Origin of the sequence: Microbacterium sp. LEMMJ01, assembly GCF_002114135.1 — a bacterium.
Lineage (GTDB): Bacteria > Actinomycetota > Actinomycetes > Actinomycetales > Microbacteriaceae > Microbacterium.
Window position 1 is genome coordinate 444,543 of the sequence record NZ_NCTV01000017.1, and the last position, 23,963, is coordinate 468,505.

Here is a 23,963-nt window from a genome sequence, read left to right on the forward strand (position 1 = left end):
TGCGGCAGCCGTGCGGAGTCCCGGCACGGTAATGCCCACTGCGAGCCGCGTCAACCCTCGCTGTGATCGCCGCACCCGGGGGTAAACCTGCTCACACGTCGGCGGCCGTCGGCGGGAGTCGAGAGGAAGAACGATGTCGCAGAGCAATGCAGAAGGTGCCGCGGGCAGCGGTACGACCGAGTCTCCGGGCGCCGTCCGGACCGCCGCGCATGAGGCCGCGGGTGTCGCCGACACGGCGAAGGGCCAGGCCGCGGACGTCGTCGAGACGGCAAAGGCCGAAGCGGGGGCGGTCGCCCACGAGGCCAAGGATCAGGTGCGCGACCTGTACCACCAGACCAAGACGGAGCTGTCGGAGCAGGCGGCGGTGCAGCAGCGCCGCGTCGCGGACGGACTCCGGTCCGTGGGCGGGGAGCTGGGCACGATGGCGGAGCGTTCCGACGGCGGTGTCGCCGCCGACCTCGTGCGCCAGGCATCGACGCGCATCCAGGGCATCGCGGGCTGGATCGGCGACCGCGACCCCGGGTCGCTGCTCACCGAGGTGAAGTCCTACGCGCGGGCGAAGCCCGGCACGTTCATCGCGGTGGCCGCACTCGCCGGTCTCGTCGCCGGCCGGCTGACCAGGGCGCTCTCCGAGGGCGCCGCGGAGTCCGCCTCGTCCGGCGCGGCATCGGGCTCCGGCTCCCCGTCGGTGGCGGGAGCGGCGGCACCCGCGGTCCCGCCGCGTCCCGTCGTCGCCCCGGCGACCACGCCCGGCGCCGTCCCCGGCAGCGCGGGCGCCGCGGGAGTGGTCGGAGGCGCGGGCACCGCAGAGAACACCACTCTCGGTGAGCCGCCGCTGCCCACCGACGGCACCGTGCCCGGAGCGCCGGACGGCATGAGCGGGATCGACGCCGGCACCGCCCCGTGGGGCGTCACGCCGCGCGGCGAGACGGTCGACGACGGGGACACCCCGCTCTACGACCGCACCGACGCCGCCACCCGCGGATCCGACGAAGAGGGGCGACCATGACCGACGCCACCCCCACGCCCTCGGAGCAGAAGGCCGAGACCACGTCACTCGGCGATCTGCTCAGCGAGGTCACCACCGATCTGTCGACCCTCATGCGGCAGGAGCTGGAGCTCGCCAAGGCCGAGCTCAAGCAGTCCGCCACGCGCGCGGGCCGGGGGGCGGGGATGCTCGGCGGAGCGGGATACGGCGCACTCATGGCCGTGTTCTTCCTGTCGGTCGCCCTCTGGTGGGCCCTCGGGGCCTATGTCACCGGCCTCGGCTGGTCGGCCGTGATCGTCGCCGTCATCTGGGCGGTGATCGCCCTCGTCCTGTTCGTGATGGGACGCAAGCAGTTGAAGAGCATCGAAGGGGCTCCGCGCACCGTGGACAGCCTCAAGCGCATCCCTGATGCGGTGAAGAGGAATGAGGAGAACAAATGAGCGATTCACCCGACGCGATCCGCGCCGACATCGAGCGGACCCGAGCGGAGTTCGGCAGGGATGTCGATGCCCTCGCCGACAAGGTCACCCCCTCGAAGGTCGTGCACCGGCAGACGCAGAAGATGAAGGGCGCCGTGCGCTCGGCGGTCGACCGTGTCATGGGCGCCGCCGACGACGCCGGGGACCGATTGGAGGATGCCTCCTCCTCGGTCGCCGACGCCGGACGGCACACCGTGGCCAAGGCGCAGGGCAACCCGCTGGCGGTGGGGCTCATGGCCTTCGCTGCGGGGCTCGTCGTGGCCGCCGTCATCCCCGCCTCCTCGAAGGAGAAGGAACTGGCCGAAGACATCAAGGAGAAGGCCCAGCCTCTCGTCGATGAGGCGACCGACGTCGCCAAGACCATCGGCCAGGATCTCAAGGAGCCGGCACAGGAGGCCTTCGCCGCCGTCAAGGACGAGGCCGCCGGTGCCGCCGCCCACGTCCGTGACGACGCGACCCACGCGGTCGACGAGGTCAAGAGCAGCGCGCAGGACGCCCGCGACAACGTCGCCGGCGGGAACTGATCCCCGCGCACCCGCCACAGGAAGGGCCCGGTCCGATCCGTCGGACCGGGCCCTTCGCGTGCCGCGGGCCGGGTCAGGTCTCGATGCCGGTGCGTCCCGGTGCGGAGTCTGCGCGGGTCCGGACGCGCCGGCTGAGCAGGACCCCCGCCGCGAGGGCCAGCACCGCCCCGGCGGCGAGTCCGATCAGGCCGCCGGCGTCGCCGCCGGTGGCCGCGAGGCCCCGGGAGGGGGGAGCGGGCGGCGTCGCGGGAGCCGAGGGGGAGGGCGGCTCGACCGTGGTCGGCGGCGTGGTCGGGGACGGCGGGGAGAGCGTGGTCGGGTTACGCAGCTCGACGGTCACGACGGAATCCGCGCTGATCGTGAGCTGTGCGCCTCCGTCGGTCGCGGTCACCCCGTCGCCGGTGAACTGCGGGCTTCCCCACCCGACACCGGGCACGGCCTCCGCGGTGTGCTCGGACAGCGTCACGACCGCGCCCACCGGGATCTGCGCGACGTCGCGCGCGGTGCCGTCCGCGGGCAGCATGAGCGTTCCGGTCACCGCACCGTCCGCGCTGGGGTAGGAGTAGTCGACGGCGAACGTCGCATCGGTCGGGACGAGGGATGCTCCCTCGCCGACGATCCGTTTCGCGACCGAGAACCCGCCGCGCCCGTCCCCTTCGCCGTCGCCGCCCGCCACGCTCGCGGTCACGGTCGCCGTGGTGGTGGTGACGCTCGATCCGGAGACGGTGTTCGCGAACACCTGGCCGTTGTGCGCATCCGCCGGCAGCTCGGTCTGATACGACAGCCGATACAGGCGGTCTGCCTGCGCCGGCGCCGTGAGCTCCACGGTGAACGACGAGCTCGCGGTGCCCGGAGTGAGGACGAAGTCCGACCCGGCCGCGAGCGGGTGGAAGTCCGCCGGGTCGAACAGGCCGCCTGCCCACGCGTCGGTCGCGACCGAGCCGATCGCCACGGTGTCGGGCAGCAGGTTCAGTCCCGGGGTCGCGGTGTCCGTGAGGGGCGGGCGTTCTCCACCGAGCAGTCGTCCGGGGATCCAGATGTACCACTCGATCGTCCCGTCGGTCGTCTGCACGCCCGACTTGGTCGCATCCGTCGGCACCGGCTCCGGGCGCTGGGGGCCCACGCCGCCGCCGGGGATCTCCACGGTGATCGGACCACCGTCCCCGGTGGTGAACGTCACGGTGTCCTCCTCGGTGGTCTCCTCCGCCTTCATCTGGAAGAACAGGGTGCCGTGGACGTTGTCATGCGTGAGGACGTAGTCGCTCAGCGTGCAGGCGATGGCGGTCGCCGCGACGGTGCAGGTGCCGACGGTCGCGCCGGCGGGGTCCCGCAGGGGGAACGTCGCAGCCACCCCGACGAAGCGGGGCGTCGTGGGAAAGGCGAGCGAGAAGGTGTCCCCCGGTTGCGCGCTGTCCGGAACGGCCCAGGTGGCCTCGAGTCGGAGGGTGTCGTACAGGTGGATGTCGCCTGTCGGTTCCACCACCGTCACCGCCGTGATGGCATCCAGCTCCGCCGCCTGCGCCGTCGGCGGCACCGCGAGTCCGACCAGGGCCAGGAGGGCGACGGCGCTGCTCGCCACGCCCCGGCTTCGCCTGCGTCGTCGCTCCGTTCTCTTCTTCTGTATGCGCACAGTCCACCTCTCCTGTTCTTTCCGGGACACCCGGTCGTCGAGCCCGCCCGATTCGCCGACAGACTCTCACATGCGCGGATGATTACGCTACAGATGAGGACGTTTCGATATCGCTCGATCCGCCCCGCGCTCGAAGCGGACCGCGAGCCGACGGGGCGCCCGCGGGCGGTAGGCTGTTCGAGTGGCTGCCTCCCCCACCAACCCCTATTCCGAAGCCGGCGTCGACACCGCGGCGGGTGACCTCGCCGTCGAACTGATGAAGTCGTCCGTGCGCGCGACGCACGGCCCCGAGGTGCTCGGCGGTGTCGGCGGTTTCGCCGGTCTGTTCGACGCCAGCGCCCTGCGCGACTTCCGGCGTCCGCTGCTCGCGACCAGCACCGACGGCGTCGGCACCAAGGTCGCCATCGCGCAGGCCATCGACAAGCACGACACGATCGGCCAGGACCTGGTCGGCATGGTCGTCGACGACATCGTCGTGGTGGGCGCGAAGCCCCTGTTCATGACCGACTACATCGCCTGCGGCAAGGTCGTCCCCCAGCGGATCGCCGACATCGTGCGCGGCATCGCCGAGGCGTGCGCCGCGACGGGCACCGCGCTCGTCGGCGGCGAGACGGCGGAGCACCCCGGTCTCCTCGGCCCGCGCGACTACGACGTCGCCGGCGCGGCGACGGGCGTGGTCGAGGCCGACGCCATCCTCGGCGCGGAGCGCGTGCAGGACGGCGATGCGGTCATCGCGGTCGCCTCCAGCGGCCTGCACTCCAACGGCTACTCGCTCGTGCGCCACATCATCACCCGAGCCGGGATCTCCTACGGCGACAACTCCGCAGACTTCGGGTCGACCTGGGGCGAGGCTCTGCTCGAGCCCACGCGCCTCTACACGCTGCCGCTGCTGCGCCTGATCGAGGCCTCCGGCGGGGTCCACGCGCTGAGCCACGTCACCGGCGGCGGCATCGCGGCGAACCTCGCGCGCGTGCTCCCCCAGGGAAGCTGGGTCGAGGTCGACCGCAGCACCTGGTCGCCGAGCCCGGTGTTCCGCGTGCTGAGCGACATCGCCGGTTCCACGCTGGAATCCGCCGAGGGTACCTGGAACCTCGGCGTCGGATTCCTCGCCGTGGTGGCGGCGGACAGGACGGACGCCGCGATCGCGGCGCTGAACGCCGAGGGCATGCCCTCCTGGCAGGTCGGCACGGTGGGCTTCGGCCCGCGTCCGGCCGGTGAATTCGAACAGGGCGCCAAGGGCGTCGATGGTGGAGCAGTGCGCCTCGTCGGCGCCTACGCGGACGGAGCGAAGTAAGAGCCCATGTGCGGCATCGTCGGAATGGTGGGCTCTGCCCCGGTCAATCAGGACATCTACGACGCCCTCCTGCTGCTGCAGCATCGCGGGCAGGACGCGACGGGTATCGCCACCGCCGAGGCGAACGGCGTCATGCACAACGCCAAGGCCCAGGGGATGGTGCGCGAGGCGTTCCGCACCCGCGACATGCGCGGACTGCTGGGCAACGTCGGTCTCGGCCACGTCCGCTACGCCACCAAGGGCACCGCGTCCAGTGAAGAGGAGATGCAGCCGTTCTACGTGAACGCGCCCTACGGCATCATCCTCATCCACAACGGCAATCTCACGAACACCCGCGAGCTCGCCGCCGACATGGCGCAGCGCGACCGTCGGCACCTGAACTCGTCCAGCGACACCGAGCTGCTGCTCAACGTGCTCGCCGGTGAACTGCAGGCCACGACCTCCACGGTCGACCTCGACCCGGACCGGATCTTCGAGGCCGTCGCCCGTACGCATGACCGCATCGAGGGCGCGTACGCGGTGATCGCCGTCATCGCCAACTACGGCCTGCTCGCTTTCCGCGATCCGTTCGGCATCCGTCCGCTGATCCTGGGCCGCCGCCCGTCCACGGTCCCCGGAGCCGAGGGCAAGGACGAGTGGGTCGTGGCGAGCGAGTCCCTCGTGCTGGAGAACGGCGACTACGAGGTCGTGCGCGAGGTCGAGCCCGGCGAGGCCGTGTTCATCACGAACGAGGGCGAGCTGTTCACGAAGCAGTGCGCCACCGAGACGCACCTCGCGCCCTGCGCCTTCGAGTACGTCTACCTCGCTCGTCCGGACTCCGTCATGAACGGCATCTCGGTGTACGAGTCCCGCCTGCGGATGGGCGACAAGCTCGCCGACACGATCGCGAAGCACGTCCCGATGGACAAGATCGACGTGGTCATGCCGATCCCCGACTCGTCCCGTCCCGCGGCCATGGAGGTCGCCCGCAAGCTCGGCATCGAGTACCGCGAGGGCTTCTACAAGAACCGCTACGTCGGCCGCACCTTCATCATGCCGGGGCAGGCGGTGCGCAAGAAGAGCGTCCGTCAGAAGCTCAACGCCATGTCGACGGAGTTCCAGGGCAAGAACGTGCTGCTGATCGACGACTCCATCGTGCGCGGCACCACCTCGAAGGAGATCATCCAGATGGCCCGGGATGCCGGAGCCGCCTCGGTGACCTTCGCCTCCGCCGCCCCGCCCGTCCGGCACCCGCACGTGTACGGCATCAACATGCCCTCGCGGCACGAGCTCATCGCCCACGGCCGCACGATCCCCGAGATCGCGGAGGAGCTGGGCTGCGACCACCTCGTGTACCAGGAGGTCGACGACCTGAAGGCCGCGATCACCGAGGGTTCCGTACTGGAAGACCTCGACATGAGCTGCTTCGACGGCCGCTACGTCACCGGCACCGTCACCGACGAGTACCTCGCCTGGGTGGAGGGGTCGCAGACCTCTTGATGTCCGGGTCCCTGAGCTCGCCGCAGGGCCGACCCCTCTGGCAGGGGCGCGCCCTCGCGTTGATCGGGATCGTGCTGGTCGCGTTCTCGCTGCGATCGGCCGTCGCCTCGCTCTCTCCTGTCCTCGACCACGTCGCCGAGGACTTCCCGGTGGCCCCGGTGATCGTGGGGCTGATCGGCGCGGCTCCGCCCGTCTGCTTCGCGCTGTTCGGACTGCTGACCCCGCTGTTCGAGCGCCGGTTCGGGCTGGAGCGGATGGCGGTCGTGGCGATCGTGCTGATGGCGGCGGGCATGCTGCTGCGCGGCCTCGCCCCCGACTCCTGGAGTCTGCTCGCGGCGACCGCCGTCGTGTTCGCCGGCGTGGGGTCGGGCAACGTCCTGCTGCCGCCGCTGGTCAAGAAGTACTTCGCCGACCGGCTCGGCGTCATGATGACCGCATACTCCACGACGCTCGCGGTCTCGACCTTCCTCCCGCCGCTGGTCGCCGTCCCCGTCGCCGACTCGCTCGGGTGGCGGATCTCGCTGGGTATGTGGGGCGTGGTGGCCGCCCTCGCGCTCGTGCCCTGGGTCACGCTGCTGGTGCGCTCCCGCGGCGACGACCGCGCGGTGCCGACGGAGCTCCTGGTTCCCGACCCCACCGACGGCGTGGACGATGTGCGCGACGCGGTCGCCGCCTCGACCGGGCCGATCACGACGCAGTCGGCGAGCCCCCGCGTCTTCGGCCGGCTCTGGCGGCTGCCGTTGACGTGGGCGCTCGCGCTCGTGTTCGGCACGTCGTCGACCATGGCCTACGTCGCCTTCGCCTGGCTGCCCACCATCCTCGTCGACCTCGGTGGCGTGACCCCGGCGACCGCCGGCTTCCTGCTCTCGCTGTTCGCTCTCGTCGGGCTGCCCTGCTCCATGCTCGTGCCGGTGCTCGTCGTGCGGTTCCAGGCCACCCGCCCGCTGTTCTTCGTGGCCGTGGTGGCCGGTCTCGTCGGGCTCGCCGGTCTCCTGCTCTTCCCGACCGTCGCGCTGCCGCTGTGGGTGGCGATCTTCGGGCTCACCGCGATCATGTTCCCGCTGAGCCTCGTGCTCCTGAGCATCCGGGCCCGTACGCCGGAGAGCGCGGTCGCCCTCAGCGGCTTCGTGCAGAGCATCGGCTACGCGATCGCGGCGGTGTTCCCGCTCCTCGTCGGCCTTCTCCACGACACCAGCGGAGGGTGGCAGGTGCCGCTTCTCGTGGTGGCAGGGGTGCTGGTCGTCTCGGTGCCCGCGGGCATCATCGCCGGTCGCCGCCGCACGATCGAGGACGAGTGGGAGCGGCGTCACGGCCGCTGGTGACGATGGCCGTCAGCGCGTGACGCGAGGCGGCGCGGTCGAGGAGCGCACGATGAGCTGCGGGTCGGTGGAGGGCATCTCGCCGACCGGGTCGTGGCCCTCGATCTGGGTGATGAGCCGCAGCGCGGCGGCGCGGCCCATGGCCTCGAACGGCTGACGGACGGTGGTCAGGGCGGGGGAGGCGTAGGCGGCGAGGGCGATGTCGTCGACGCTCACGACGGAGATGTCCTCCGGCACGCTGCGCCCCGCCTCATGCAGGGCGCGGATGAGGCCGAACGCCATCTCGTCGCTGCTGACGAAGACCGCGGTCGCCTCGGGGATCGCGGCGATCGTGCGGCCCGCCCGGTACCCGGACTCCGGGGTCCAGTCCGCCGGGATCACGGGCGGCGGGACGATGCCGCGCTCGCGGAGCGTCTGCTCCCAGGCCTCGCTGCGCTGCTGCGTCTCCGTCCAGTAGTCGTCGCCGGAGACATGCCACACGGTCTCGTGGCCGAGGTCGAGGAGATGCTCCACGGCGAGGCGGGCGATCGCGCGCTGGTCGACCGCGAGCGGGGCGTCCTCCTCGAGGGAGGTGCGCTCACTCCGGGTGGCGGGCGTCCGTTCGGTACGCGCCCGCATCGCCGGCGTGTCCAGGGCGATCGGAACACCGAGGATGATGCCCTCCGCGCCCTGCCGCTCCAGGCGATCGAAGGCCTCGAGGAACGCGTCGTCCGAGGCATGGTCGGCCACCGCCGCCGTGGTCACGGTGTAGCCGTTCGCCGCCGCGGCCTGCTGGATGCCGACGCCGAGCGCGGCGGAGGAGTAGCGATCGGTCGAGACCACGATCACGCCGAGCACACGGGTGCGGCCCGAGGCGAGCGACGCGGCGGCGGCGTGCACCCGGTAGCCGAGCTCCTCGACCGCGGCGAGAACCCGTCGTGCGGTCTCCGGGCGGACGTTGTCCTGTCCGGACATCACGCGCGAGACGGTCTGGGTGGAGACGCCGGCGAGGCGGGCGACGTCGACCTGGCTGGGGGCGCGGTCGTCTTTCGGACGGCGAGGGGACATGCCCCAATGGTAGCGATCCATCGGCGGAAAACCAGGGAGCGCGGACATCGGCGATGCGATAATGTGAACGCAAACAATTCAGCTGGGAGTGCAATGTCCGACCTTCTCGCCGCGGCTTCCGACGGCTTCTCCACCGCCGTCGCCGCGCCGACAGACGCCGCCGCCCCCGGCGCCCCCGCCCTGTCCTGGCGCGACGGGGAGATCCTCCGCGACGGTGCGCCGCACCGCATCCTGTCGGGCTCGATCCACTATTTCCGCGTGCACCCGGACCAGTGGGAGGACCGCCTGCGCCGACTCGCCGCGATGGGCGCGAACACGGTCGACACCTATGTCGCCTGGAACTTCCACGAACGGGTCGAAGGGGACATCCGCTTCGACGGCTGGCAGGACGTCGAGCGCTTCGTGCGGCTGGCCGGCGAGGTCGGCCTCGACGTGTTCCTCCGGCCGAGCCCCTATATCTGCGCGGAGTGGTCCAACGGCGGTCTCCCCTTCTGGCTCACCGGGCGGGTCGCGGCGCTGCGGACGAGCGATCCCGCGTTCCTCGCCGCCGTCGATGCCTGGTACGACGCGCTGCTTCCGCGGCTCGCGCCCCTGCAGGCCGCGTACGGCGGGCCGATCGTGGCGATCCAGATCGAGAACGAGTACGGATCGTTCGGCAGCGACGCCGCCTACCTCGCCCACCTGCGTGACGGGCTCCGGCGACGGGGCATGGTGGAGATGCTGACGACGGCCGACGGGATCACTCCGGACATGATCGCGCACGGGAGCGTGCCGGGCGCGATGACGACGTTCACGTTCGGCACCGGGGTGCCGGTGGCGGCCTCCCTGCGTCGGCACGGGGAGGCGCTCATGTGCAGCGAGCTCTGGGGCGGCTGGTTCGACCACTGGGGCGAGCGGCACCATGTGCGGTCGGCGGACAGCATGGGCGGGACGATCCGCGAGCTCCTCGACGAGGGCGGTTCGGTCAGCCTCTACATGGCGCACGGGGGCACCAACTTCGGCCTGTGGAACGGCGCGAACCACGACCTCGTGCTGCAGCCCACGGTGACCAGCTACGACTCCGACGCCCCGATCGGCGAGGACGGCACGCTCGGGAAGAAGTTCCACGCACTTCGCGCACTCTTCGCGCCCTTCCACGCGGACGCGCTGCCGCCGGTCCCCGACCAGCCGCGGCGGCAGTCCGCGGCGTCCGCGCCCCTGGAGCGGCAGGCGGGTCTACTCGACGTGGTCCGGGCGACCCCTGCGGCGGGCGCGCTCTCGCCCGGTCCACTGACCTTCGAGCAGCTCGGGGCGGAGGACGGCCTCGTCGCCTACGAGGCCGACGTGTCGTTCCCCGACGAGGCGACACTGACCATCGACGGCCTACACGATCGTGCGGTCGTCTTCCTCGACGACCGCCGCCTCGGTGTGCTCGAACGGGACGGCGAGACGTCTCTCGCTCTCCCCGTGGACGGCGGCTCCGGTCGGCTGACGCTCGTCGTCGAGAGCCTCGGACGCATCAACTACGGGCCGTACACCGGCGAGGGCAAGGGCATCATGCGCGGGGTGATGATCGGCCGCCGCCTTGTGAACGGCTGGACGCATCGCCTCCTGCCGCAGACGGCACCGGCGGCGGACGCCGTCGCGTCGGGCGGAACGGACGGCCTCGCCGTCGCCGGGTTCGATGTCGCTGAACCGCTGGACGCGTGGCTCGCCTTCCCCGGTGGCGGCAAGGGCATGGTGTGGCTGAACGGATTCCTGCTCGGACGCTACTGGAGCGTGGGTCCGCAGGAGACGCTCTATGCCCCCGCGCCGCTGTGGCGTGCCGGGCGCAACGAGATCGTGGTGCTCGACACCGACGGCATCGGGGCGACGGTGGAGATCCGGGAGGCGCCGTCCTTCGGGGAGACCGAGGAGTTCATCGGCTCCTGAGCCGCACGCGGGCCGCGGGTGGTGACCTTCGGCCAATGTTTGCGCATACTTCACGCTCGACTCTTGTCTTAAGCCGCAGAGTCCCTCTACCGTGATAGCGCAAACATCGGTTCCGATCGATGATCCACCTGCGGCGCATCGGGGCGTCCCTTCCTCCGGTCGTCGCACCGTTCGAGAGGCAAGACGTGTCGACACCTTCCCGACCGCCGCGCACCGCCGTCGCCATCAGCTCCCTGCTGGCGACGGCTCTCGCGCTCGGCGGAGCGCTCCTCCCCGCGACCGCTGCGCAGGCCGCCGATCTCCTCCCCGTCCCGCAGACGGAGTACCGGTTGCACGCGGTGTCCAGCGAATCGGACCCGTATCCGGCGCCGCCCTCGCTCGACGGCACGGCTCTCGGCGCCTTCGACGGCGACTATGCGACGCAGTGGACGTCGCGGTACTCGTCCAACGCGCCCTTCCCGCACTGGATCGCCCTCGACCTGCAGCGGTCCCTCTCGGTGAAGGCGCTGGACTACTCGGTCAAGCGCGGGCAGAGCGTCGCGGCCAAGACCGTCGAGGTCTACGTCACGGACGACGCGGACGCCGCGCGCACCTCGCCGGCCGATGGGGGATGGGGCGCCGCCGTCGCGGCCGCGACGTTGCACGCGCCCACCGCGAACGACGAGAAGCAGCGCATCACGCTGGAGACCGCGAAGGACGGCCGCTACGTCGCGCTCCTCGTCATCGACGCGCAGGGCACCACGGGCGGCGGCGCCGGTGAGATCCAGGTGCTCTCCGACGAGGAGCTCCCGCCGATCGTCACAGAGCCGGAGACGCCGGAGCAGCCGGAGACCGGGGACGCCGTCGAGATCGCCGCGGGCGGCACCACGGCCACCGTCTCCTCCGCGTTCCCGCAGATCCTCGGCTACCGCGTGGGCGATGACCGCATCGGTGGGCAGAAGAGCTCCCCGCGCACCTGGGCGGTCAACGGCACCGCCTATGCGTCGACCACCACCTCCACGGCGACGGCGAGCGGCGTCGACTACGTCTCGACCCTGACCGGCATCGACGTCACGGTGCGCAGCAGCATCCGCGTCGCGGCGAACGGCACGGTCGAGTTCGCCGTCACCGGAGTCGACGGCTCCGCCGCGGTGAACACCCTGGCGCTCCCCGACAACGCGTTCCTCTCCGCGACGGCCGCGGACGGCGCCGTCCTCGATCGCACCGTGATTAGCCCGAACAGCACCACGAACGCCGATGAGCACATCGCGGTGGGAGCGGCGACGGCCACCGGGACGAAGGGCGCGGCCTTCGCATTCCTCGGCGACGGGACCCTCGCCGGCAGCGTGATCACGAACGCGACGACGCAGGCCTCCGGCGGCACCGCCTCGTGGAACACCCGGCTCACGACGCGGGTGACCGCGGCCGACGGCCGGACCGCGGAGATCGGCTCGAACACCTGGCTCATCCACCCCACCACCGCCGTCGACAGCCGGGTGACGACCTACGCCCTGCCGAAGGTCACGGTGCTCCTCACCGCCGACCGCAACGGCGACGAGACCGTGGACTGGCAGGACGCCGCGATCCGCTACCGCGAGGTCGACGCCCCGCGCCTCGGTGCCGACCGGGTCGCCGACCGCGTGGTCAGCCGCATCCCGTTCAACTTCGCCTCGAGCGCCACGAACTACTTCGACCTCGTACTCGACAACACCAAGCGCATCGCGAACCAGACCGACGGCCTCGGGCAGTGGGTGCTCAACAAGGGCTTCGGCAGCGAGGGACACGACTCCGCGAACACCGACTACGGCGGGAACTACAACGAGCGTGCGGGCGGCCTCGCCGACCTCAACCGCCTCGTCGACGAGGGGGCGAAGCTCAACGCCGACATGAGCGTGCACGTCAACGCGACGGAGATCTACCCGCAGGCGGACGCGTTCGACGCGGCGATCCTCGATGGCACCCCGCCCTACAAGCCGGGCTGGAACTGGCTGGACCAGTCGTACTACATCAATCAGCAGACCGACCTCGGCACCGGACGCGTGCTCGACCGCTTCCAGCAGCTGCGGGACGAGGTGCCGGGGCTCAGCGGCGTCTACATCGACGTGTACTACTCCAACGGCTGGGTGGCCGAGGAGCTCGTGGACGAGCTGAACGCCATGGATCTCGAGGTCGCGACCGAGTGGGGCGACAAGTTCGTCGACAGCACGGTCTGGTCGCACTGGCCGAACGACCTCGCCTACGGCGGCAAGGACAACAAGGGCATCAACTCCACCATGGTGCGGTTCATCCAGAACGCGCAGGCGGACGTCTGGAACGACGACGTCCTGCTCGGCCAGCAGCGTCTCGTCGATGCCGAGGGCTGGGTGGGCAACCGCAACTGGGACGGCTTCATCGGCAACATCTGGTCGCAGAGCCTGCCGACGAAGTTCCTGCAGCACTTCGACCTGCAGACGTACGAGGCGGGGGTCGAGGCGACCTTCACCGACGACGTGGCCGCCCGGATCGACGGCGGCACGCGGGTCGTCACGATGGACGGCGCGACCGTCCTGCGGGGCGACTCCTACCTGCTGCCGTGGCAGTCGCTGGAATCGAGCGACGAGTCGGGTTCGCCCGTCGACGCGGACAAGATGTACTTCTTCACGGCCTCCGGCGGCGAGAAGACCTTCGGTCTCACGGACGCCTTCCGCGGGAACACGACCTTCGACGTGTTCGCGCTCGGCGACCAGGGCCGCGAGAAGGTGCGCACCGTCACCGCGGTCGACGGGAAGCTGACGCTGTCCGGTGAGAAGGGGACGGCCTACGTCGTCGTGCCTCAGGGCGGAGCGCAGCGGGCGCCGATCGAGTACCGCGACGCGGGCCTGACCGACCCCGGGTTCAACTCGGGCGCGCTCGACGGCTGGAACCCCCGGGGCGACGTGACCATCGAGCGCACGGACCTCGGTGCGGCGAAGAACGCCTCACGGGGCGACAACGTCGCGGTGTTCGGCTCGTCTCCCTCCGCGATCTCGCAGACCGTCACCGGCCTCACCCCCGGGAAGCGCTACGCGTTCTCCGCGCAGGTGCAGATCGATCCGACGGCCACGCGCGACGTGAGCGTCACGGTCGACACCGGGGGCGGCGTCGTGAGCCGCACCTGGAACCTGTCCCCGACGTACAACTACATGCGCGCCGACTCGAAGGCCGGACAGTACTACCAGCGCGGATCGGTGTCGTTCCTGGCGCCGGCCTCCGGCGAGGTGACCGTCTCGGTCTCGGCGGTCGCCGGCGACGCGGCGGTGCGCATCGACAACGCCAGGGTGATGGCGGATACGACGGCGCCGGCCGCGGCCGGCACGGTGTACTCGAACGACTTCGAGGGCAACCAGCCCGGGTGGGGCCCGTTCGTGAAGGGCGACGCCAACGGCATCGACGACCCGCGCACGAGCATCTCGCGGCGCCACGACCCGTACACGACGAGCGACTGGCGCAATACGGCCAAGCCGTTCGACAGCGGAGCCCTCGCGGGCCTGGCGGTGGACTCCACCCTCACCGGTGAGCACTCGCTGATGTCCCACTCCGAGAACTCCGGCGTCGTCTACCGGACCGACCCCACACTGGTGCCGCTGCAGGCCGGGCACACCTACCGCATCGGGTTCGACTACCAGGCCGGCGCGAGCGGGGCCTACCGCTGGCTGACCGGCACCGACGCCGTGCTCGACGGGGAGATCTCCTCGACGACCCTGCGTCGCACCCCCGTCGTGCAGGCCCTGGAGACCACGGCGTTCCAGGAGGACGTGATCGTGGGGTGCGGCGACTACACGTGGGTCGGTCTGGAGCGGGTCGGCGGCCCGGACGTCGACTTCGTCCTCGACGACTTCACCGTCACCGACCTCGGTCCGACGGAGGGCGGCACGCCGTGCGCCACCGTCTCCGGCGAGGCCGTGACCCTGAGCCCTGGGGCGCAGACGCCGTTCACCACGACCTTCACCAACAGCGAGGACATCCTGGCGGAGAACGTCGGCGTGCAGCTCGACCTCCCGGAGGGCTACACCGTCGAGGTCGCAGACGGGTCGTCGAACCTGTTCGCGAAGGTCGCCCCCGGCGATAGCGTGGCGACGGACTGGCTGCTGACGGCACCGGCGTCGGCCGCGGGTTCTCCGGTGAGCATCGGCATCGCAGCCACCTACCTCGTCGACTGCGACGTGCGGACCGTGCAGACCGCGCAGGAGGCAGCGGTGGCCTCCCGCGCCCGCATCCCGAACGCGCAGATCACCGCGACCGCGAGCTCCGAGGAGACCGCGGGTGAGGACGGCACAGCGGCGAACATGCTCGACGGCAACGCCGGGACGTTCTGGCACAGCCGCTGGAGCAGCGACGCCCCCGGGTATCCGCACGTGCTCACGTTCGACCTCGGTTCCGCGGAGACGGTCGACGGCATCTCCTATCTGCGGCGCGGCGCGAACCAGAACGGTCCCATCAAGGGCTTCCAGGTCGCGGTCTCGACCGACGGGCAGACCTTCACCGACGTGGCGGCGGGTGAGTGGAAGAACGTCGCGGAGTGGCAGGACGTCGACTTCGCCGCGACGACCGCGCGATACGTGCGGGTGACGGCGACCTCGTCGATCTCGGGCACGCCGTTCGCGGCCGTGGCGGAGATGGCGGTGTACGGCACCACCGCCCCGCAGGCCGGGCACGCACCCGAGACGCGACCCGAGGACGACCTCGGGGCCTGCGCTCCGGAGACCGATCCGGCGCTGACGCTCGGCGCGGATTCCGTGCGGGCAGGGGAGACGGTCGAGGCCGTGCTCTCGGGCTTCGCGCCCGACGCCGCCGTCTCGTTCTGGCTGGACGGCGTGCGGCTCGGGGACGCGACGGTCGATGCGCGCGGTGCGCTGATCACCCGCGTGCTCATCCCCGCGGATGCGACGGTCGGGAAGCACCGCTTCCTCGTCAAGGACGCCTCCGGCGCGGAGGCGGCCGGTGCGGACCTCAAGGTCAAGAAGGCGAAGCCGGCGAAGAAAGCCGTCCTCACCCCGTCGGTCGGCACCGCGGTGGCAGGAGACTCCCTCCGCGTGCAGCTCCGCGGCTTCGACCCCGAGGCGGTCGTGCAGCTCTGGCTCCACTCGGAGCCGGTCCGCGTGGGCGAGGTGACGATCGCCGCCGACGGCAGCGCGGTCGCGACCGTCCTCATCCCGGCGGCCACGCCCGCGGGTGCCCATGCGCTCGTCGCGACGGACACCGAGGGCGCCGAGCTCGCTCGTGCGGACCTCGCGGTCACCGCGGCCGCGACCGCCGCGGGTGGGGCGCTGGCCACGACCGGCGCCGAGGGGATGACCTGGCTGGCGGTGGCTGTCGGGGCTCTCGCGCTGAGCGCCCTCGGCGCGGGGCTCTGGCGGCGGCGACGCAGCTGAGTCCCTCTGCACACGAGAGGCCCGGGGCTCGCCCCGGGCCTCTTCTGCACGCGGCGGGGAGTTTGCCGGTTCTCCACGGGCCGCGGTTCCGGGGCCGGAGAGCGTGCCTTCGGTCCCCGATACTCGAGGGGTAGTCATGAAAGGAGCCGTACATGCATACTGTAAGCATGCCGAACGTCCTCATCCGCGACCTCGATCCGGGCGTGCATTCCGTGCTCGCCGCACGCGCGCGCGAGCGAGGACAGTCGCTTCAGCAGTATCTGTCGACGGAGCTCACTCGCCTCGCCTCGCCTCGCGCCCGACGCTTTCGGAGTTCCTGAGCCGACGAGCGCGGCAGCCGGAGATGACCGCGCTCACCCCGGAGAGCATCGTCGCCGCCGTGCACGAGGGGCGCGCCGGGCGGTGATCGTCGTCGACGCCTCGATCGTCGTCGACCTGGTCTGCACCGGAACGTCGACCGGTGTCCTGGGGTCGCGGCTGGAGGACGAGTTTCTGCTTGCCCCGGAGCTGTTGCCGGTGGAGGTGGCCAGCGCTCTGCGGGGGCTCGAACGCGGCGGTGTCCTCGACGCCGCGGCGCTCGAATCCGCGGCCGGCGACCTCGCCCGCCTCCCGGTCGACCTGCATCCGACGCTCCCGCTGGTGCCGCGGATCCTCGCGCTGCGGGCGAACCTCACCGCCTACGACGCCGCGTACGTCGCGCTCGCCGCGGTGTTCGACTGCCCGCTCCTGGCGCACGACCGGAGGCTCGCGCGGGCGGCCTCCGGTCTGTGCGCGGTCGAGGTGCCTAGCCCTTGACGGCGCCGGCGGCGAGACCCGAGCGCCAGTACTTCTGCAGCGTGAAGAACAGCGCGATGAGGGGGATCACGCCGAGCAGCGCCCCGAGCATGACGGCGCCCTTGTCGGGGGAGAAGTAGCTCATCATGCCGTAGAGGCCGAGGGTGACCGGCTTGAGGTCGGGGCTGGAGATCATCATGAGCGGGAGGAGGAAGTTGTTCCACGTGGCCACGAAGATGAACAGGAAGATCGTCACCATCGCGGGGCCCAGCAGCCGCAGCACGATGGTGAAGAAGATCCGGCCCTCACCGGCGCCGTCGATGCGGGCGGCTTCCAGCAGCTCCGTCGGCACCGACGACTGTGCGTAGACCATGCCGAGGAAGACGCCGAACGGCGAGACCGCCGAGGGGATGATGATCGCCCACACCGTGTTCGTGAGGCCGAACGCCTGGAACTCGATGTACAGCGGCACCGTGAGCAGGGCGACGGGCAGCAGGAGCCCCGCCATGATGATGCCGACTGCGAGCTTCTTCCCGGGGAACGCGAACTTGGCGATCGCATAGCCGGCCATCACGGCGAACAGCGTGCCGATGACCCCGGCGCTGAGCGAGTAGAACAGGGAGTTGCCGACCCAGCGCCAGAACAGCCCCTGCGTCCAGCCCATGAGGCTGTCGTAGTTGGCGGCGAGGTTCGGCTCGGCGAACCAGAAGCCGAACGTCGACGTGAGGTCGGTGTTGTTCTTCGTCGAGGCGACCACGAGCCAGAACACCGGCACGAGGAAGTACAGCGTGGCGACGACGAGGGCGATGATGCCGAACGTGCGCGCGGCGGGGCCGGGGGCGATCGACGGGGGAGGGGCGTCCGCCGCCTGCGGCTTCCGGGAGCGCCGCTTCGTCGGCGGAGCCACGGTGACGAGTCGTGTGGTGGTCATGCGTCGCCCTTCCGCCGCTGGAGCAGTGCGTACACGATCGCGAGCACACCCGCGATGCCGGCCATGAGCAGCGAGTACGCCGACGCCGGACCGCTGCCCGACGGCGACAGCTCGCCCATCATCGTGTTGTAGGTGAGCATCATCGGCGTGAAGTCCTTGCCCATCCAGGAGTTCGCAGCCTCCAGGATGACCGGCTCGTTGAACAGCTGGATCGTGCCGATGATCGACAGCAGCACGGCCAGCAGCGCGGCACCGCGCACGAGCGGCACCTTGATGCGGGTCGCGATCTGGAATCCGGACGCGCCGTCCAGGCGGGCGGCCTCGTAGAGGTCGCGGGGGATGGCCTGCAGGGCGCTCAGGAAGATGAGCATGTTGTAGCCCGTGTACGTCCACGTCGTCATGTTCGCCATCGAGAAGAGGATCGTCTGCGGCGACATGAGATCGGTCCCCTCGGGCAGATAGGGCAAGAAGGGCGACACCTCGGGCGTGTAGAGGTAGAGCCACATCATCGCCGCGATGATGCCGGGGACCGCGTAGGGGAGGAAGAAGGCGAGGCGGAACAGGGCGGGGCGGCGCACGATGAACGAGTCCAGCAGCAGCGCCAGGGCGAGGGCCGCGATGATCATCACCGGGATCTGGAACGCCGCGTAGAGCACGACCCGTCCCATGCCGGCCCAGAACGCGCCGTCGGTCGCCGCGGCCGCGAAGTTGTCGAGGCCGACGAACGTGTCGACGAGCTCGCCGCCACCGTACAGGCCGCCGCCGGCGGGTACCTGCGCGAAGAACGACGACCGGACCGACACGATGATCGGGATGAGGAAGACGACGGCGAACAGCAGCGCGAACGGCGCCATGAACAGCCACCCGGTCAGACCCTCCCGTCGGATCCGCGATCGCCTCGTCGACGGGGCGACGGGGCGGCGCGCGGGAGGGAGCGGCGCCGCTGCCCTCGTCTCGGTCACTGTGGCCATGATGTGCCTCTCGCTCTCACGACGACGGCGGAGTGCACGATCGCCCGTGCACTCCGCCGTCGTTCATCCGATGATGCCGTCCGGTCCGGTCATTCCGCGACCGGGAGGCCGAGGTCCTTGAGCGACGCGACGGCCGTGTCCTGCGCCGTCGTGAAGATGTCGGCGACCGAGGCCGTGCCGGCGGCGGCCGCGGCGGCCGTCTCGTTCATGTTCGCCAGGGTCGAGAAGCCGGGGGCGTAGGGGAAGTCGGGGTTGAGGTTCTCGGTGGCGGTGCCGAGCTCGGCGAGCACATCCTGGCCCCCGAACTGCCGCAGCATCTTCTCCGGGGTCTCCACCTCACCCTTCGCGGCGACGACGAGACCCTGCGACGCGAGGTCGTCGACCTGCGTGTTGAACCAGTCGTTGAACTCCATGGCGGCCTCGGGGTTCTCGCAGCCCTTCATGACCGAGACGCCGGAGCCGCCGTCGGGGCCGCTCATCGCCCCGGCGCCGAAGTCCGGGAGCTGGGCGACGCGCCACTGCCCCTCGGCCGGGGTGCCGTCCAGCGAGTCGAGGAGGAAGCCGGCCTCCCAGGCCGCGCCGACGTGGCCGATGAGGCTGCCGTCGTTCAGCGCCGCCGTGAAGCCCTCGCCCCAGCGCTCGGTCGCGAGAGTCTGCTTGCCGTCGAGTAGGCCCTGCCAGAAGGCGGCGACGCGCTCGGAGCCGGCGCCCTCGGCGTCCACCTTCCACTCCTCGCCCTCGGTGGAGAACCAGGTGTCGCCGGCGGCCGCGGCCTGTCCGGAGAGCCAGTTCTGCGCCTCGTCCGGAGTGAAGGCGGTGACGAACTTGCCGGCGGCGGCGGCCGTGGCGGAGGCGGCGGTCAGGTCGTCGAGCGTGGCCGGGGCGTCGAGGCCGAGCGCCTCGAACTCCGCGGTGTTGTAGAAGTAGACGAGGGGCCCGGTGTCCTGCGGGAGGCCCACGATGGCGTCGCCGACCCGCATGCCGCTGAACGCTCCGGCCGAGTAGTGGTCCTCGTACTTCTCGGCCTCCGCGGCGACGTCCTCCAGCAGACCCTTCACATAGAGCTGCGGCACCTCGGAGTATCCGGTCTGCGCGAGGCACGGGCCGTTCCCGGCCTTGATGTCGGTCTCGAGCTTGAGGATCATGTCGCTGGCCTTGCCGTCGAACTTCGTGGCCTTGACCTGGATGTCGGGGTGCTCCTCGTTCCAGCGGTCGACGATCTCCGCGACCGTGGTCATGCCCTCGCCGTCCGGGAGGCGGTGCATGTACTCGATGGTGACGGGCTCACCGCCGGCGTCGCCGCCCCCGGATGCGGCCGGCGCGCAGGCCGCGAGTCCGAACGCCGACACCGCGCCGAGGGCGACGACCGCGGCGACGCGGGGGGTGCGTGAGGTGGGTGCCATGCTGTTCTCCTCTTTGAGGTCATGTTCCTGCGGATCGCCCGAAGCGGGGACGCGGCGAGGGTGCGCCGTCGATCACATGCACATCAAATCAGAAAATGTTTGCGCTCACAAGACGCGGAATCGCGGGACGGGGACGAATTCGGATGCCTCAGAGGGAGCGCTGACATCGATCGGCGGCGTCGGGACGCGGTCGCGCGCTGCGGGACACGGCGGCCCTCCCGCTGAGGGGATCGCCGCCCGGGTACGACGAAACACCCGCACGAGCCGTGCGGGTGTTTCGAACCGAGGGGCTACGCCTTCTCTAGTTCGTCTTCGTCTTCGTCTGCGTACTCGTCGGCCCACTTGTCGACGTAGGCGTCTTCGTCGGAGTCGCTCGAGTGCGCGAGCTCGCGCTCCAGCGCCGAGTAGTTCACCGACGGACTGTACGCCTTGAGTTCGCGGGCGATCTTTGTGTGCTTCGCCTTCTGACGGCCACGGCCCATGCCTGAGACCCCCTCACGAGTTAAGCTGCGGGCAGACAGGCGCCCGAGTCATTCACGACACCGGCTCGAGGCCGGTAAGAGTAGCATTCAGGATAGCACGCGGGGAACAGACCCTGGCCGCGGCCAGGCCGGCGAAGGGAGCGATCTCCATGACCGACAGCACCTCCACTCCGTCCGATGAGGCCACGCAGAACGCCGCTCTGCAGAAGGCCGTGATCGTCGGGATGCAGCTCGACCAGGACCCGCACGTTCTCGATGAGGCCGTCCGCTTCGCCCGGCTGCTGAACGCCCCGCTCGTGGTGGCCCACGTCGACATCACGCGCTTCGTCACCTACGAGGATCCGGACGGCTACGTGCACTCCGCTCCCATCGACATCAACTTCGACGCGGGGGCTGCCGAGTTCGAGGCCGTCGAGGCGGCTGCGGCCACGATGCTCGACGGCAAGGGAGTCACCTGGACCGCTCGGCAGCTCGTCGGCGACCCGGCGCTGGCCATCAAGCAGCTCGCGAACAAGCTCGACGCGCAGCTCATCGTCGTCGGTACCCGCAAGCGCGGTATCGGTGAGTCCATCCGGGAGTTCTTCACCGGCTCGGTCGCCGCGCGCCTCGCCCATCGCCAGCACCGCTCCGTGCTCGTCGTCCCCCTGGGGGAGTCCGTGCCGGACGAGCAGAAGGAGATCTGGCCGGAGTGATCCGCACACGACGAGGCCCCGCCGACGGATGTCGACGGGGCCTCGTGTGGTCATGCCAGCTGCTCAGGAGTCCGGCTGACTCAGCGCCACCGTCACGCTGCGGGCGGCCTGATCCAGCGCGTTCTCGAGGTCGGTGACCACCGACGACGGGAGGACGCCGCCCTTGGCGACATGGGTGCGCAGGTCGGTACGGATGCGGGCGCGGAAGGCGTTCACGACGGCGTCCGCGCGGTACAGCTCCTCGCGGCTGGTCAGCCGTGCATCGTCGCCCGCGGTGCGCGGCCTGTTCTTCGCCGCCGCCCGGTCGTCCTTGGTGGCCGTCGCCAGGTCGGCGCGAAGACTCTTCATCGCCTCCTGCACGCTCTGGCGCACCTCGTTCGCGATGAGGCGGACGGTGTCGGTGATGCCCGCCTCGATGTCGGCGAGGTCGCTCTGGCGCGAGGCCAGCTCGGCGCGTCCGGCCTCGGTGATCGCGTAGATCGTCGTGCGTCCCTCGACGGTCTTGGTGACCAACCCCTCCTCCTCGAGCTTCGCCAGGCGCGGGTAGATGGTGCCGGCGCTCGGCGTGTACGTGCCGCCCGTCCGGTCCGTGAGGGACTGGATGATGCCGTAGCCGTGCTGCGGGGACTCCGCGAGCAGCGACAGCAGGTACAGGCGCAGATCGCCGTGGGAGAAGACCGCGGGGCTCATGCTTCCCACTCCGGATCGTTCTCGATGGTCTGCGGAGCGCGGCGGAGGACCGTGACCCCTCCGGAGACGGAGTTGGCGCGGAGGTCGACGAAGCGTCCCGCGAGCTCCCCGGTGGTGCCGTTGTAGGTGCTCGGTCCGGACGAGCTGCGCTCGACCCCGTCGATGAGCAGGCGGCCGCTGAGCGAGCGGATGACGTAGTTCGCCGCGAGGGACTCGTCGAGCCGCACCGTGGTGCCGCCGGAGACCGAGTTCACGGTGATCGTGTTGACGTCGCCCGCCGCGTCCACCAGTGTCGCGCCGGAGACGATGTCGACCGTGGCCTTGCGGATGGCGCCCGTGACGGCCACGTCGCCGGAGACGCTGTTGGCGCTGAGCGAGCCGGTGAGGTTGCGGATCTGCACGTCGCCGGAGACCGAGTTCACGCTGAGGTCGCCGATGAGGGTGTCGACGATGATGTCGCCGGACACGGTGTTGAGACGGGTGTCGTTGCGGATGCCCGACACGAGGGCGCCGGCGCTCACGACGCCGAGGGTCAGGGCGATGCTGCGCGGGACGGCCACGCTCACCTCGGCGCGCGGACCGCCGGAGCCGAAGTTACGGAACACCTCGAGGAAGTTGTCCCAGCCGAGCTGCGGGTGGTCGATCTCGACCTCGCCGTCGCGGGACTCGATCCGGAGGTCCTTGGTGGTGACGCCGTGCACCTCGATCCGGATTCCGGGTTCGTCGTGGGCGATGACGTCGACCTGTCCGCCGACGAGGCCCACCTTGAGCCGGGTCGCGGAGGCGATGTCGATGACGCGTTCCTCGCCGGGGGCGATGAGCCACTTCTCGGTCATGTCTGCTTCTCCTGTGTCGAGGGATTCACGATATATCGTGTTGCCGTCACGATAACACGATATATCTCGATCCCGTCACCCCTCTTTCCTTCGAATCGCCTGATTGGTCCCATATCGGCCGGAAATCGAGCCAATCAAGCGATTCGAACGGGGTTGACCTTGACGTAACGGCAACTTCTACGGTGGAGGGGAACGACACGGAAGGGTGGGCGGGATGAGCGAGAAGGACTGGTCGATCCAGGAGATCGCGCGACTGGCGGGGACGACGAGCCGGACGCTGCGGCATTACGACGACATCGGGTTGCTGCCTCGGTCGCGCATCGCGCCCAACGGGTACCGGCACTACGACGCAGCGGCGCTCGTGCGGTTGCAGCGGATCCTCCTGCTGCGGGAGCTCGGGCTCGGACTGCCGCAGATCGCGGAGGTGCTGGGCCCTTCGACAAGCTCAGGGACCCAGGGCGGGGGCTCAGGGGCCCAGGGCGGGGGCTCGGCGGCGGAGGTGTCGGCGCTCGAGACGCATCTCGCGCTGCTGCGCGAGGAGCAGACCAGGCTGGCGCGGCAGATCGCGTCGGTCGAATCCACCATCACGGCATTGAGAGGAGGTGAGAACCTCATGGCAGAGAACATGTTCGACGGCTTCGACCACACGCAGTACAAGCAGGAGGTCGAGGACCGCTGGGGGAAGAAGGCCTACGCCGACAGCGACCGCTGGTGGCGCGGGATGAGCGACGCCGAGCGCGCCGAGTGGCAGCAGCGCGTGTCCGACCTCGGACGCGACTGGATCGCCGCGGCGGAGAGCGGGGTCGATCCCGCGTCCGCCGAGGCGCAGGAGCTCGCGCGCCGTCACGTGGCCTGGCTCACGGGCATCCCGGGCACTCCCGCCGCCGCCCTCCGACAGGGACCGGACGCGGATGCCAAGGCCTACGTCATCGGTCTCGGCGAGATGTACGTCGCAGATCCGCGCTTCGGCGCGAACTACGCGACGTCCGCGGGTGGCACCCAGGGCGCGGAGTTCGTCCGCGACGCGCTCCGCATCTATGCGGAAGCCTCCCTCTGATCCGTCGAGCCACCCCCTTGCGTGCGACCCACCCCGTTGCGGTCGTACTCAAGGGGGTGGCTCGCACGCAAGGGGGTGGATCGGGGG

At 70.6% G+C, this 23,963-nt stretch carries 20 protein-coding genes; 12 read left to right on the forward strand and 8 right to left on the reverse strand.

The window, feature by feature from the left end; translation table 11 throughout:
• Positions 1 to 133 precede the first annotated feature (133 nt).
• From B7W94_RS04570 to B7W94_RS04580, 3 genes are read left to right on the forward strand one after another with little or no spacing between them, the layout of a single operon-like run.
• Entirely contained in the window at positions 134 to 1,009 is an 876-nt protein-coding gene (locus tag B7W94_RS04570) for a hypothetical protein (RefSeq protein WP_025104719.1), read from the forward strand.
• On the forward strand, positions 1,006 to 1,428 hold the full coding sequence (locus tag B7W94_RS04575) for a phage holin family protein (protein ID WP_060923665.1): 423 nt from the start codon (positions 1,006 to 1,008) through the stop codon (positions 1,426 to 1,428). Before B7W94_RS04570 ends, B7W94_RS04575 begins: the two co-directional genes overlap by 4 nt.
• Complete coding sequence (locus B7W94_RS04580; RefSeq protein ID WP_085604786.1) at positions 1,425 to 1,991, forward strand: DUF3618 domain-containing protein; 567 nt, start codon at positions 1,425 to 1,427, stop codon at positions 1,989 to 1,991. The genes B7W94_RS04575 and B7W94_RS04580 overlap by 4 nt, the downstream gene beginning before the upstream one ends.
• 73 nt (positions 1,992 to 2,064) lie before the next feature.
• On the opposite strand, the gene B7W94_RS04585 is transcribed toward B7W94_RS04580, so the two are convergent.
• A complete protein-coding gene (locus tag B7W94_RS04585) occupies positions 2,065 to 3,570 on the reverse strand; it encodes a DUF5979 domain-containing protein (RefSeq protein ID WP_085604789.1) in 1,506 nt (501 codons plus the stop codon).
• 232 nt (positions 3,571 to 3,802) lie between these two features.
• Here B7W94_RS04585 and purM point away from each other — a divergent pair, with 232 nt between their 5' ends.
• The 3 genes from purM to B7W94_RS04600 are packed head-to-tail and all read left to right on the forward strand — an operon-like array spanning position 3,803 to position 7,716.
• Entirely contained in the window at positions 3,803 to 4,915 is a 1,113-nt protein-coding gene (gene purM, locus B7W94_RS04590; protein ID WP_085604792.1) for a phosphoribosylformylglycinamidine cyclo-ligase, read from the forward strand.
• 6 nt (positions 4,916 to 4,921) lie between these two features.
• Complete coding sequence (gene purF, locus B7W94_RS04595; RefSeq protein ID WP_025104714.1) at positions 4,922 to 6,394, forward strand: amidophosphoribosyltransferase; 1,473 nt, start codon at positions 4,922 to 4,924, stop codon at positions 6,392 to 6,394.
• Positions 6,394 to 7,716, forward strand: coding sequence for an MFS transporter (locus tag B7W94_RS04600; protein ID WP_085604794.1), 1,323 nt, complete (start codon positions 6,394 to 6,396; stop codon positions 7,714 to 7,716). The genes purF and B7W94_RS04600 overlap by 1 nt, the downstream gene beginning before the upstream one ends.
• Before the next feature lie 9 nt (positions 7,717 to 7,725).
• On the opposite strand, the gene B7W94_RS04605 is transcribed toward B7W94_RS04600, so the two are convergent.
• Positions 7,726 to 8,760, reverse strand: coding sequence for a LacI family DNA-binding transcriptional regulator (locus B7W94_RS04605; RefSeq protein WP_025104712.1), 1,035 nt, complete (start codon positions 8,758 to 8,760; stop codon positions 7,726 to 7,728).
• A 93-nt stretch (positions 8,761 to 8,853) separates the two neighbouring features.
• Between B7W94_RS04605 and B7W94_RS04610 the strand changes: the two genes are divergently transcribed.
• The 4 genes from B7W94_RS04610 (at position 8,854) to B7W94_RS04620 (ending at position 16,835) form a co-directional block, all read left to right on the forward strand.
• The gene (locus B7W94_RS04610) at positions 8,854 to 10,671 is read left to right on the forward strand and encodes a glycoside hydrolase family 35 protein (protein WP_085604797.1); all 1,818 of its coding nucleotides are present in this window, start codon (positions 8,854 to 8,856) and stop codon (positions 10,669 to 10,671) included.
• Positions 10,672 to 10,856: 185 nt separating this feature from the next.
• Positions 10,857 to 16,040, forward strand: a complete 5,184-nt coding sequence (locus tag B7W94_RS04615; RefSeq protein ID WP_085605027.1) for an endo-alpha-N-acetylgalactosaminidase family protein — start codon at positions 10,857 to 10,859, stop codon at positions 16,038 to 16,040.
• A gap of 167 nt (positions 16,041 to 16,207) precedes the next feature.
• Positions 16,208 to 16,360 (forward strand): FitA-like ribbon-helix-helix domain-containing protein, encoded by a 153-nt coding sequence (locus B7W94_RS18580; protein WP_441338625.1) that lies wholly within the window; start codon positions 16,208 to 16,210, stop codon positions 16,358 to 16,360.
• A gap of 82 nt (positions 16,361 to 16,442) precedes the next feature.
• Entirely contained in the window at positions 16,443 to 16,835 is a 393-nt protein-coding gene (locus B7W94_RS04620) for a type II toxin-antitoxin system VapC family toxin (RefSeq protein WP_085604800.1), read from the forward strand.
• Here B7W94_RS04620 and B7W94_RS04625 read toward each other — a convergent pair.
• The 4 genes from B7W94_RS04625 to B7W94_RS04640 form a co-directional block, all read right to left on the reverse strand.
• Positions 16,825 to 17,745 (reverse strand): carbohydrate ABC transporter permease, encoded by a 921-nt coding sequence (locus tag B7W94_RS04625; RefSeq protein ID WP_085604803.1) that lies wholly within the window; start codon positions 17,743 to 17,745, stop codon positions 16,825 to 16,827. The two genes, B7W94_RS04620 and B7W94_RS04625, sit on opposite strands and share 11 nt — an antisense overlap.
• A complete protein-coding gene (locus B7W94_RS04630; RefSeq protein ID WP_085604806.1) occupies positions 17,742 to 18,716 on the reverse strand; it encodes a carbohydrate ABC transporter permease in 975 nt (324 codons plus the stop codon). Before B7W94_RS04630 ends, B7W94_RS04625 begins: the two co-directional genes overlap by 4 nt.
• An 89-nt stretch (positions 18,717 to 18,805) precedes the next feature.
• Positions 18,806 to 20,119: an ABC transporter substrate-binding protein gene (locus tag B7W94_RS04635; RefSeq protein WP_085604809.1), complete on the reverse strand. Its 1,314-nt coding sequence runs from the start codon at positions 20,117 to 20,119 to the stop codon at positions 18,806 to 18,808.
• A gap of 290 nt (positions 20,120 to 20,409) precedes the next feature.
• On the reverse strand, positions 20,410 to 20,601 hold the full coding sequence (locus tag B7W94_RS04640; protein WP_025104705.1) for a DUF3073 domain-containing protein: 192 nt from the start codon (positions 20,599 to 20,601) through the stop codon (positions 20,410 to 20,412).
• A 149-nt stretch (positions 20,602 to 20,750) separates the two neighbouring features.
• On the opposite strand from B7W94_RS04640, the gene B7W94_RS04645 reads away from it, so the two are divergent.
• Positions 20,751 to 21,293: a universal stress protein gene (locus B7W94_RS04645; protein ID WP_025104704.1), complete on the forward strand. Its 543-nt coding sequence runs from the start codon at positions 20,751 to 20,753 to the stop codon at positions 21,291 to 21,293.
• A gap of 63 nt (positions 21,294 to 21,356) precedes the next feature.
• On the opposite strand, the gene B7W94_RS04650 is transcribed toward B7W94_RS04645, so the two are convergent.
• Both B7W94_RS04650 and B7W94_RS04655 read right to left on the reverse strand, forming a co-directional pair.
• Positions 21,357 to 21,983 (reverse strand): PadR family transcriptional regulator, encoded by a 627-nt coding sequence (locus tag B7W94_RS04650; RefSeq protein ID WP_085604812.1) that lies wholly within the window; start codon positions 21,981 to 21,983, stop codon positions 21,357 to 21,359.
• The gene (locus tag B7W94_RS04655; protein WP_025104702.1) at positions 21,980 to 22,819 is read right to left on the reverse strand and encodes a DUF4097 family beta strand repeat-containing protein; all 840 of its coding nucleotides are present in this window, start codon (positions 22,817 to 22,819) and stop codon (positions 21,980 to 21,982) included. Before B7W94_RS04655 ends, B7W94_RS04650 begins: the two co-directional genes overlap by 4 nt.
• A gap of 214 nt (positions 22,820 to 23,033) precedes the next feature.
• Between B7W94_RS04655 and B7W94_RS04660 the strand changes: the two genes are divergently transcribed.
• Positions 23,034 to 23,876 carry a MerR family transcriptional regulator gene (locus B7W94_RS04660; protein WP_085604814.1) on the forward strand — a complete coding sequence of 281 codons (843 nt, stop codon included), beginning with the start codon at positions 23,034 to 23,036 and terminating at the stop codon, positions 23,874 to 23,876.
• Positions 23,877 to 23,963 lie beyond the last annotated feature (87 nt).

Coding starts and splice junctions, on each gene's coding strand:
- B7W94_RS04570 (WP_025104719.1), top strand. CDS start 134: ATGTCGCAGAGCAATGCAGAAGGTGCCGCGGGCAGCGGTACGACCGAG.
- B7W94_RS04575 (WP_060923665.1), top strand. CDS start 1,006: ATGACCGACGCCACCCCCACGCCCTCGGAGCAGAAGGCCGAGACCACG.
- B7W94_RS04580 (WP_085604786.1), top strand. CDS start 1,425: ATGAGCGATTCACCCGACGCGATCCGCGCCGACATCGAGCGGACCCGA.
- purF (WP_025104714.1), top strand. CDS start 4,922: ATGTGCGGCATCGTCGGAATGGTGGGCTCTGCCCCGGTCAATCAGGAC.
- B7W94_RS04600 (WP_085604794.1), top strand. CDS start 6,394: ATGTCCGGGTCCCTGAGCTCGCCGCAGGGCCGACCCCTCTGGCAGGGG.
- B7W94_RS04605 (WP_025104712.1), bottom strand. CDS start 8,760: ATGTCCCCTCGCCGTCCGAAAGACGACCGCGCCCCCAGCCAGGTCGAC.
- B7W94_RS04610 (WP_085604797.1), top strand. CDS start 8,854: ATGTCCGACCTTCTCGCCGCGGCTTCCGACGGCTTCTCCACCGCCGTC.
- B7W94_RS18580 (WP_441338625.1), top strand. CDS start 16,208: ATGCCGAACGTCCTCATCCGCGACCTCGATCCGGGCGTGCATTCCGTG.
- B7W94_RS04625 (WP_085604803.1), bottom strand. CDS start 17,745: ATGACCACCACACGACTCGTCACCGTGGCTCCGCCGACGAAGCGGCGC.
- B7W94_RS04630 (WP_085604806.1), bottom strand. CDS start 18,716: ATGGCCACAGTGACCGAGACGAGGGCAGCGGCGCCGCTCCCTCCCGCG.
- B7W94_RS04635 (WP_085604809.1), bottom strand. CDS start 20,119: ATGGCACCCACCTCACGCACCCCCCGCGTCGCCGCGGTCGTCGCCCTC.
- B7W94_RS04640 (WP_025104705.1), bottom strand. CDS start 20,601: ATGGGCCGTGGCCGTCAGAAGGCGAAGCACACAAAGATCGCCCGCGAA.
- B7W94_RS04645 (WP_025104704.1), top strand. CDS start 20,751: ATGACCGACAGCACCTCCACTCCGTCCGATGAGGCCACGCAGAACGCC.
- B7W94_RS04650 (WP_085604812.1), bottom strand. CDS start 21,983: ATGAGCCCCGCGGTCTTCTCCCACGGCGATCTGCGCCTGTACCTGCTG.
- B7W94_RS04655 (WP_025104702.1), bottom strand. CDS start 22,819: ATGACCGAGAAGTGGCTCATCGCCCCCGGCGAGGAACGCGTCATCGAC.
- B7W94_RS04660 (WP_085604814.1), top strand. CDS start 23,034: ATGAGCGAGAAGGACTGGTCGATCCAGGAGATCGCGCGACTGGCGGGG.